The sequence below is a fragment of the Celeribacter persicus genome (assembly GCF_003050785.1).
Lineage (GTDB): Bacteria > Pseudomonadota > Alphaproteobacteria > Rhodobacterales > Rhodobacteraceae > Celeribacter > Celeribacter persicus.
This window is the reverse complement of the sequence record NZ_QAOH01000041.1, coordinates 1-10,176: the sequence shown is the minus strand read 5'-3', so window position 1 is coordinate 10,176 and position 10,176 is coordinate 1. Positions and strand designations below refer to the sequence as shown.

At 58.3% G+C, this 10,176-nt stretch carries 8 protein-coding genes and 2 pseudogenes; all 10 read right to left on the bottom strand.

Annotated features, from left to right (window positions below):
- Positions 1 to 699 (bottom strand): annotated as a pseudogene (locus tag C8N42_RS20275) (recombinase family protein); the annotation flags it as partial.
- 116 nt (positions 700 to 815) lie between these two features.
- Positions 816 to 1,872, bottom strand: a pseudogene (locus C8N42_RS20270) (IS3 family transposase); the annotation flags it as partial.
- A 650-nt stretch (positions 1,873 to 2,522) separates the two neighbouring features.
- Positions 2,523 to 3,323 carry an energy transducer TonB family protein gene (locus C8N42_RS20265; protein ID WP_211309234.1) on the bottom strand — a complete coding sequence of 267 codons (801 nt, stop codon included), beginning with the start codon at positions 3,321 to 3,323 and terminating at the stop codon, positions 2,523 to 2,525.
- Positions 3,316 to 3,783 carry a TonB system transport protein ExbD gene (exbD, locus tag C8N42_RS20260; protein WP_107818233.1) on the bottom strand — a complete coding sequence of 156 codons (468 nt, stop codon included), beginning with the start codon at positions 3,781 to 3,783 and terminating at the stop codon, positions 3,316 to 3,318. Before exbD ends, C8N42_RS20265 begins: the two co-directional genes overlap by 8 nt.
- Positions 3,784 to 3,786: 3 nt before the next feature.
- Positions 3,787 to 4,812: a tonB-system energizer ExbB gene (gene exbB, locus C8N42_RS20255; protein WP_107818232.1), complete on the bottom strand. Its 1,026-nt coding sequence runs from the start codon at positions 4,810 to 4,812 to the stop codon at positions 3,787 to 3,789.
- Between the two features lie 33 nt (positions 4,813 to 4,845).
- Complete coding sequence (locus C8N42_RS20250; RefSeq protein WP_107818231.1) at positions 4,846 to 5,436, bottom strand: biliverdin-producing heme oxygenase; 591 nt, start codon at positions 5,434 to 5,436, stop codon at positions 4,846 to 4,848.
- 53 nt (positions 5,437 to 5,489) lie between these two features.
- Positions 5,490 to 8,060, bottom strand: coding sequence for a TonB-dependent receptor (locus tag C8N42_RS20245; RefSeq protein ID WP_170109391.1), 2,571 nt, complete (start codon positions 8,058 to 8,060; stop codon positions 5,490 to 5,492).
- A gap of 155 nt (positions 8,061 to 8,215) precedes the next feature.
- Positions 8,216 to 9,142 carry a FecR family protein gene (locus C8N42_RS20240; protein ID WP_170109390.1) on the bottom strand — a complete coding sequence of 309 codons (927 nt, stop codon included), beginning with the start codon at positions 9,140 to 9,142 and terminating at the stop codon, positions 8,216 to 8,218.
- Positions 9,143 to 9,251: 109 nt separating this feature from the next.
- Positions 9,252 to 9,773, bottom strand: a complete 522-nt coding sequence (locus C8N42_RS20235) for an RNA polymerase sigma factor (RefSeq protein ID WP_107818228.1) — start codon at positions 9,771 to 9,773, stop codon at positions 9,252 to 9,254.
- A 53-nt stretch (positions 9,774 to 9,826) separates the two neighbouring features.
- Positions 9,827 to 10,176: hypothetical protein (locus C8N42_RS21800; RefSeq protein WP_211309233.1), on the bottom strand; the 350-nt coding region annotated here is incomplete at its 5' end.

Sequence of the window (10,176 nt, the reverse complement as noted above, 5' to 3'; positions counted from 1 at the left end):
ATAGGTTTCCAGTGAGATGATTGGCTCATGGTAGCCCTTGCGCCGTGAGATGTCCCAGCGTTCATGCTCAATATATCCAGCATAGATCACACGGTTCAAAATATCTGAGACCTTCTGTTGGCGGATTTGTCCGTTGGGCATGTCTTTGGGAAACTCGGGCTGATCTTCGAAGAAGCGTTTGATTTCCACCTGAGAGCCAAACCGCCTCGAGGCATAGCCTTCCAGAGCCTCTTGGATGATGGAGGCAACGGGTTCGTCTCGGGTTAGAAGTTTGCCGTGTGAGCCTGTCTTCTTGTACTTATAGCCGATGGGGGCTGAGAAGACGGAATAGCCGTTCATCATCCGACCCTTCATGCGGTTGGAGGTCTGTTCGGCGTTCTTCTCGCGTTGGTGTTGCGCCACGGAGGCCAGCATATGCTCGACAAGGCGCGAGTCACTGTCCTCGCCAAATTCAATGGAGGGGCTTTCCAAAATCCCACCCGCATCGCTCAGGGTTTGACGCAGGGAGATATGGGCCTGCACATCGCGCGCAAAACGGCTGATATCGTCGATGATCACGACGACACTACCTTTGGGGTGCAGACGAAGGAAGGCCAGCATCCGATCCATGGCGGGGCGGCGTTCGAACTTGCCGGACATATCGTCCTGAAACACCTCGACCACATCATAATCTTTGTAGGTGGCATATTCTCGGCAGCGGTTCTCTTGAACGTGTCACAACTTGATGCCGTCCCGGGTTCTCATTTACGCAGCTTGAGCTTCGAAGGCCAAGGGGTTTTCCAGCCGAGGGCTGAGTGGCGTCGGCGTGGATTTTAGAAGCCGTTGATGTACTCGAAGATCGCCAGTTCGGCTTGGCGGCGTGTCGGTCGAGATCGTTGCCACAACAACTCGACCTTGATGGTCTTGAAAAAGGTTTCGACGGCCGCATTGTCGTAGCAATTCCCAGTTCCGCTCATCGACGCCCTGAAGCCATTCAGGCGAAGGTTTTTCTGATAGTCGTGGGAACAGTATTGGCTGCCATGGTCTGTATGATGGATACACGCCTTCGACGGACGCCGCAGCGCGATAGCCATGTTTAACGCCCGGATTGCCAGGTCACGTTTCATGCGATTGCTGACCGCCCAACCGATCACGCGCCGGGCATGCAGATCAAGGATGACAGCGAGGTAGAGCCAGCCCTCCTGTGTCCAGACATAGTTGATGTCGCCAGCCCATTTCTGGTTTGGACGATCAGCCGAGAAGTCCCGGTTCAGCAGGTTCGGGGCGATGCTGAAGCTGTGGTTGCTGTCCGTGGTTGCCTTGAACTTCTTGTTCCGCCTGACCTTGATGCCATTTTCCTTCATCAGGCGGCCAACGCGCCGATGGCCCACGGTCAGTCCCAGCTCTTTCAATTTCTCGGTCATGCGCGGGCGACCATAACTGCCAAGCGATTGCTCGAACTGATCCCGGATATGTGCAAGGACAACCAGATTCTTGCGTTGGCTTACGCTCATGGGGCGGGACCGCCAGGCCTGATAGCCGCGCGGGCTGACATCCATAATCTGACACAGACGGTTCACAGGGATGTCGCGTCGGTGTTCTTCGACGAAGGCAAACCTCGTTTGCTTCTCTCCGCGAAGAACATCGTGGCCTTTTTTAGGACATCCCTCTCCTACCGGAGTATACGGTTCTCTCCGCGGCTCGGCGATCTCGCGCTCCAGATCGGATTGGACCGTCGGTTTCTCAGGATTGCGCCGTTCCTGCTGTATCCAGCGGTTCAGCGTCGAAAAGCCGCCCCCAAAATCTGCGGCTACCTGTTTGCGCGGTAGACCGCTGGTTAAAGGCCACGCGCACTGCTTCGGCGCGGAATTCCTCGGTGGGTCGTGATGCCATATGTGTTCTCCTTTGCGACACGATATGTGGTCAAAGGAGCGGCACAAGTCCGTGACAGGTCCAGTAGCGATCCCGGGTCCTGCCGAGAATGTGAGAACCCTTCCCGGAGGCGATGTCATCCCAGTCTTCCGGAAACTCGCCGGGCCAGAGGTTCCATGCTTCGGCAATGACATGCTAGGAACGTCGGGGCAAGAACTGCGGCTCACCATCTTCGGAAAAAGGAATAAAGGATTGCACCGGCATCAGTGTCTGCGAAAAGGCGCGCCGGATCAGACGGGCCGGAGAAGTGCGAAGTCTGGATCTTAGGCCGCCGCGACTTCCAGTTCAGGATTTTCTGTCGGCGGTTCCGGCTGGGCCAGTATTTCTAGATCGGCCAGCATATTAAGCTTGCACAGTTCGTCGAACCGGGTGCGGCCACACGCCAGCATCGCCTCAATCCGGCGTGAGATGGGGGCATGGCCTGTTTGCGAAAACAGGTCAGCACAGCCACTTCGGGCGCAATTCTTCGGTTGCCCATTTCACGCATCAGCTGGGGTAGTCCCGCAAACGGTCTTTTTGTGGACAAGGCTCACAGCAAACCTAAGCCGATCACTGCCAAAGTAGATGAACTGTAAGCCAATGCGTTCAGCCTCCCCATACGGGCCTCCCCTCTAGCGTCTTTCGAACTTGATCGGAACGGTGAGCGTTGACGGGATGTCTGGTGGGGGTGGTGGGACGGGGGAGGCGCGGCGGATGAGGGAGAGGGCGGCTTGGTCGATCGAGGCTATGCCGGAGGAGCGCGCGAGGCGGATGGCGGAGATTTGCCCGACGGCGTTGATGGAGAAGGTGACATAAGCAGTGCCGCGTTCGCCATTGGAGCGCGGTTTGTGGCGTTCGAGATGGGCCATGAGCCGGGCTTGCCAGCGCGCCGGGCTCATGGTGCGACCGCTGCCGCGCGCGGTTTGGGCGGCGGCGTTCCGGGTGGATTGCTGCGCCTGTTGGTTCTGCGCCGTGACCGCCGATTGCGAGGCGGTGGATTGCTGTTGCGGCGCGGGGGCGGGTTTTTCCGGTCGGCGTAGTTGCGGTTCTGGTCGGGGTTCTGGACGCGGCTCCGGCCGGGGTTTCGGACGCTCGCGAGACGGCTGCGCCACCTCGGTCTGCTCGATTTCGGGAGCCTCCTCCGGCGTCTCAACCTGCTCCTCCACAAGCTCCGAGGCTTTGATCTCTTGGGCGGCCTGACTGGCCTGAGCGTCCTCAAGGTCTTCGGAGAGTTCCGTCTCTTCGGTCTCCACGGCTTCGGGCAGGGCCGACAACTCGATCATGATCGCGGGTGGCGGGCCGTCGGAGGCGACGACGGGCGGGCTGCGCATTGCCCAGGCCAGCGCGCCAGCATGAGCGCCCAGCACGATCAGCACCGCCGCGCCCCAAAGCGCGAGATCCCCAAACAGGCGTGGGGTCTGCGGCTCAGTCACCCGGAACCTCCGCGCGGTCTTGTTCTCCGGTGTCTTGTTCCGCAACGGGAAGCTGTTCCAGCCCGACCAGTGCAATCTTGAGATAGCCTGCCGCGCGCAGCAGGTTCATCACCTCCATGAACGCGCCATAGTCCACACTTTTGTCCGCGCGCAAAAATATCCGCTGCTCTCGGACGCCCCCGGTAAGGCGCGTGATTTCGTCGGCCAGCGTCGTGCGCGCCACCTCCGCCTCTCCCAGATGAAGGCTCAGATCGGGCGCGACCGTCAGGTAAAGAGGTTCCTCCGGGCGCTCGGCAGGTTTGGCGGTGGAGCCGGGCAGATCGACCGCCACATCCACCGTCGACAGCGGGGCGGCGACCATGAAAATGATCAAAAGCACCAGCATCACGTCGATGAAAGGCGTCACGTTGATCTCGGCATTTTCCACAAGATCGTCGCCCTCGCGTATCCGTCCTGCCATGGTTCAGGCCGCCTTTTGGGGGATTTCTTGCGTATTTTTTGGCGGGATCGCACGACGGTCGAGATCGCGGCTCACCAGTCGTTCGATCCGCTCCCCCGCATCGCTCAGCAAAAGCCGGTAGCCTGCAATGCTGCGCGCGAACAGGTTGTAGATCACCACCGCAGGGATGGCCGCGACCAGCCCCATCGCGGTGGCCAAAAGCGCCTCGGCAATGCCGGGCGCGACCACGGCGAGATTGGTCGTGTTGCTTTCCGCGATCGAGATAAAGCTGTTCATGATGCCCCAGACCGTGCCGAAGAGTCCGACAAAGGGCGCGGTCGAGCCGATGGTTGCCAAGACGCCCGTGCCGCGCGCCATGCGACGTCCCGCCTCGGCTTCAAGACGCGCCAGAGCGGCGGTGAGACGCTCCTTGAGTCCCGCATGTCCGGCATGGACGAGAGCCGGTTCCGAGTGTGTGAGTTCGGTGCGTGCCTCGGCCATCATTCGGCCCACGGCACCGCGCCGCGCCTCAGGGCAGCGTTCCGCCTCCACGAGCGTCGCCGCCTCTGCGAGCACGGCCCGCGCCCGACGCACCCGCCAGCGTGCGCCCCAAAGTTCAAGCGTCTTGGCGACCCAGACCGTCCAGGTCACGAAAGAGGCAAAGATCAGCCCCAGCATCACCAGTTTCACGACAATATCGGCGCTGCGATACATGCCGATGGGGGACAGATCGTGCCCCGAGGCATCTGTCTGGTTCAGTAGCCAATCGAGCGCCCCGCGCAGGTCTTTGAGGGGCGAGGGGAACGGCTCGGGCGCCGCGAGGGGCGGGGCTTCTGGGGGCGCCGTGCTGGGGTCTTCCGTTTGTGGTATGATGTCCATCTGAGGCCCGGTCTTAGCCTCACCCTGAGAACTCTCGGAGGAGCTTTGGGTCGGGGTCTCAGGCGGGGTTTGAAACGGGTTTTGAGGCGCGGTCTCCTGCGCATAAGCCAGCGGGGCAAAGGTCAGAAGGCCACACAGCACGAGGCTGGGCCAGATATTTTTTCTCAACATGGTTTCTCTTTCTTCCACCCGAGGCGGTTCGCCCTACAGATGGGTCCGTACCAGATCGCGGGTTGTGGCGAATGCGGCCGCGGCGCCCTTGATCGCGAGGGCCTGTTCTGGGGGGCTCAGTTCAACCGCATCGAGCGCGGATTTGACGGCTCTCCAATAGGGCGCGCGACCCTCGGGCGGCTCGGCCAGATGCCGCGCGCCATGGGCTTCGGACAGCCCCATCTTCTTGGCGTATTTCAATAGAAAGGCCGCGCCCAGGTTCGAACCTTCGACCACGTAGAGCCAGCCCAGTGCCTCCGGTAGATCGACGGTTTCGGTGGCGGGCGCGGCGGTGATTTCGGGCCGCGGGAGGTCCAGATCGGCCATGTCCTGCGCCACATCACTGAGCCGCCCGCGCGTGTTTAATCCGGGAAAATATGCGGCCAGATCAGCGGAGCGATAGAGCGGCGCGACATGGTGATGCAGCCCATGCTGAACCCGCAAGAAACGCCCGTAATTCTCAATATTGTCAAACGGCTTTGCCTCCATGATAGACCGATCCAACCGCTCATGCGTCGTGTTGGTCTCAGCGCGAAGACGCGCGGAAAGCGTCGAAAGGGCGGAGATAGAAGTTTGTGTGTTCATCTTTCACCTTGCGAAAATGGAAAAGGGCGCACCAATTGGCGCGCCCTAAGCGGTTAGAATGTCGCTGTCAAACCAAGACGCACCGTGCGTCCCGGAGATGGCATCAGGCCGATTGTCAGCGTGTCCATGTAATATTGGTCGGTCACGTTATCGACTGCGAAATCAAAGGTCAGCGTGTCGTTGATTTCGTAGCTGCCGAACAGATCGACCGTGGTATAAGGCTCCCAATTCACGGCACGGCTCGTCCCGCCGCGAGAACTGGCAAAATCGGTCGATGCACGTTCGCCGATATATGTCACTCGCCCACCCAGTTCGAGCGTCTCATCCAGGAAGCGCCCACCCAAGGTCAGTGATGCCGAGGTTTCTGGCGGAACGTGCAGATGGACATAGCCATTGTCCGACCCGCCCGACGAGCATACGCCCTGCTGATCACAGAATTCCGTACTGATGTATTTTGAACCGGAGAAATCGCCGTAGAAACGCCCGGTATCGAAACCGAGGGACAGTTCCCAGCCTTTCATCTTGGCGGAGTCCAGATTGACGAAACGCCAATCTTCATCGCGGGTGATGTAATTGTCGATGTCGTTGTCAAAATAGGCCAGCTTGGCCCGGAACTGGGCGCCGAACTGATCGGTCATATAGTTGACGCCGATCTCTTTGTTTCGGGCGTGTTCTGGATCGACGACCGTGCTTGGGCTTACGGATGCGGACCAGCCAGCTGTGCTTTCAAACAGGCTCGGCGCACGATAGGCCTCTGCATATTTGCCGTAGACCTGCAGACCCGGGATGGCTTCGTAGGTCAGGGATAGGATTGGGGCAAAGCCGCTTCCTTCTGTTTCTACGTTTACCTCCTCGCGTGTCAGACCGCCGTTGCCATCATCGACATAGACCCTTTGGGTGTTGTTGTCATAGGCTTCCATCTGGGAATAGCGCAGGCTGCCATCAAAGGTCAGTTTGTCACTCAATTCATAATTGGCCGCGACAAAGGCGCTGACTTCCTGACGCCAGCCATCGCGGATTTCGCCGTCAAACTCCACATATGGATAATCGTCGGGAACGTAGCTTTCGATATCCGATGGCGGGCGTATATATTCTTTCTTGCCGGACACACCATAATTCAGCGTCAATGCGCGACCGAACATGTCCAAACGCGAGGTGTTGGAGACGTTCAGGCCGAATTGCTCCGCTTCGCTGGCATAGCTGAAGTAAACACCGGGATAGCCGGCGATAAACCCGTAGGCTGTGTTGATCGAGGTGATATTGGATGTGTAGTATAGATCGGCCTTAAGATCGATCAGGTCGTTGTCATCCGGATTCCAACCATAGCGCAGCGTACCCGTTTTGGCATCGACATAGCTCAAGGGTGATTGCCAGCCCATGCCGAAACGAATGATCTGCGAGGGCATCAACTCGCCAAAATCGCTTTCATAATGCATATAGCTTGCATCAATCGAATGCCCGTTGCCCCATTTGTAAATCCCACGCAACAGGTGAGACGTGTTGTCCTGTGATGTGTTCAGCACTTCTTCGCCGGGGGTGAACTGGTTCAGGCTGTCATCTTCGGGACCATTACCATCCTCACCGGCGAAATAGTTGCCGGCTTTGCGCCGTGCATAGGCCGCGAGAACTTCGAAATCGCCGAATTTCTGCGCAACGGCAATGCTGCCATTCCACGAATCGCCGAATTCAAACGCACCGGGTCGGTCATAGCGTTCAGCGTCGCCTTGTCCTGCCCCGATTGTGAATGTCTCCGGGACCTCGGTGGTGTTGCCCGTTACGCCGAACTTGAGGCGCATGCCCTGCGTTTCACCCTTTTTGATGATATCGTCGGGTTTCAACGTGGAGATACGCATCACGCCGCCGGTTGCGCCATTCGCATCCGCGCCTGAACTTGGACCTTTCTCGATCGACATGGAGCCGATCAAATCAGGATCGAGATAGGTGCGCCCCGCAATGCCGGAATAGCCGCGATAGACCGTCGTTTCCTGAAAGCTGCCGTCGATCACTACGGGCACGCGGCCCTGACCCTGCATCCCGCGCACGTTGACATCCAAAGCGCCGCTGTTGCGGTTATCGCCATTGAGAACACCGGCTTCTCCCTTGAGGAAATCACCGACCGATGTGCCGCGAAAGCGTTCAATTTCTTTCGCGTCTTTAAAGACGATGGAGGCAGGTTCTTCGTAATTGCTGTTGGCGGAATAGTAACCCGTTCCCCCAGATACGGTGATCGTATCCAGCAACAGTGTGCCTTCGGGCAGATCAATTGCGGTGGTGTCGTCCGTGGCGTAGACGGTCACCGTATTCGCATTTGTAAAACGATAGTCCAGCCCGCTACCGGAGAGCAGGGCGGCAAATGCGCTGCGTGGGGTGTAGGTACCATTGATTGCCGTACTGCGTTTGCCCGCTACAACCTGCGAGGACAGGATCAGGCGAATGCCACTTTGATCCGCCAGTTGCGTCAAGGCTGAGCCAAGATCTTGCGCCGGGATGGACAGGGTCACTTCCGCGCTTTGCGTTTGGGCATAGGCTATATCGGTCCAGCCGATCTGGGTCACGCTCAGCGCTGCGGTCGTGCAGAGTGCGAGCGCGCGCAGGGTCGGTTTTCTTCGTATCGTGTCGGTCATTGGTCCCCCGCCGATCATCAAGGTCATATTTCGGCTGGGTCACAAGGGCGTCACCTGGCGTGTCATAAGAGAGACGAGACGTGGCGCGCCAACTTGCAGTGATTTGTGAAAAAAATCTTAACTTTTTCTCATGTCATATAAAAAATCATTTTATATCAGGCCATTCTGACAACAGCCAACATCGGGATTTTGCTGATCCTGACTGAGAGGGAGTCCTCTAATGCGTCCAGAACGGCGTCGGGATCGGCCAGATCAAACACTCCTGTGATCCCCATCGTGGCCAATTCATCCTCTATTACGACGATCCGGCCGCCGCGATAGCGCTCCAGTTCCACGGCAAGGTCGCCAAGTGGCCTGCGATTGAAAATGAGCTTGCCCCGCCGCCAGGCGCTTGCCTCGGTAAGATCGACGGTTTCGATGTCAGAGAAACGGCCTTCGCGCGTGATCTGAATCCGTTGACCCGCGGCCACATGTCGTATGCCTGTCTGGCTGCTGACGTCTGCCGCGCCTTTGTGAACGACAAGCCCGACTCGTCCATTGCACAGATCGACATCAATCTCACCCTGCGCACAGGTGATCGTGGTCTTGCCCTCCGAGACATGAAACGGCGCAGTATTGTTTTGAACGATCGTGAAAAATGCCTGTCCGCGTGTGAGGGACACGCCCCGTTCACCGTTCTCAAACGCACCGGAAAGTGCGGTGCGTGCATTGAGCAAAACTTCGGTGCCATCCTCAAGCTCAAAGCTCTGACGCTCTGCCGTTGCAGTTTGATAATCGGCGAAAAGATGTGTGCCGAGAATGCCGAGGCCGTTCATTCCGCCTGCCACAACCACCGCCGCGCCACCGCCAAGAACCGCACGCCGGGTCATCCGGCGGTTGCGCATCTTGCGCCCCCAGCTTGCCCCGGCGGCCCCGAGACCGTTCCAGAGATGCTCGGCCTCCTGCGCTGCCGCTTCATGCGCGGGGCTGGTGGCGCGCCATGCCTGCCATTTCTGTGTGTCCTGGGGTTTGGCGCTGCCGGAATGTAGCCGGACAATCCAATCAAGAGCTTGATCGCTCAGCTCGGAAGAGGTTGCATTCATGTTATCTTTTCCGCTGGAGGTCATGACCCTTGCTACCTTTTCTTCCGTTTGGCGTGCCGTCTCTGTAGAGGAGACGAAATGAAAGCGTCGATCTTGCACTGAAAATGTTCTATTGTGTGTGATGCAGATAATCGCGGCAATGCCGAAGCGCCTGCGCCATATATTTCGCGACCATGCTTTCGGAGACGCTGAGGGCCAGCGCAATCTCACGATGACCCATGCCGAGACAACGGTTCATCAAAAGCGCGCGCCGGGGTTTGTCCTTGAGCTTCAAGAGCGCTCTGACCAGTTGTTTCAACTCCTCGCGGGCCAGCATCACCTCCTCTGCGGAGGGCACATCGTCCATCAGCGTGTCGATGTCGATATCCCCAATTGCGGTGCGATCACTGTGCCGTTTTTCCCGACGGATTAGGTCAATGGCGATATTGCCCGCAATGCTCAACAAATAGCCACGGGGGTTGTGAACGGAAGAAGGTGCGGATTTCAGGCCCTCCAGCCTGATCCAAGTTTCCTGCATGGCTTCATCGGCCAAATCCTGTGACCCCAGACGGCCCGCCAGACTGCGTCGCAAACCGTGCCAATGGTCTAGGTAAAAGCTAAAGAGCCGTATTTTGCTATTTTGTTCTGTCATACACAATTGGCCCGACATTCTGCGACCACCTTTCCGGTCGAATTATGCTACCTTTAGGCGCAATGAATCCCCATCCCGGAAAAACTGTCGCTGGACAGCTTCCTGCCTTGCGAGATCAATCCGGTACAGTCATTCGCGATGGCGCTTGGTCGTAAATCAAAGGCCTTCCGCCGAAGTGCGGTTATGGTATGGGCGCGGGGATTGGAGATGGCGCACGCAGGCCTCGCATTGGCGACGAGTTTAACATATGCGGTGCGAACGACATCTTCCCGGGCATTGCGCTCTCCGACGATCCGCGCGGCACGGGATGAGCTGCTGCCGGTTTCGTGGACACCGAGATAAGGTGTTAATGAAACTGGAGAATCTACATGACAAGAAGGATGTTCAGCCGCGAGTTCAAACA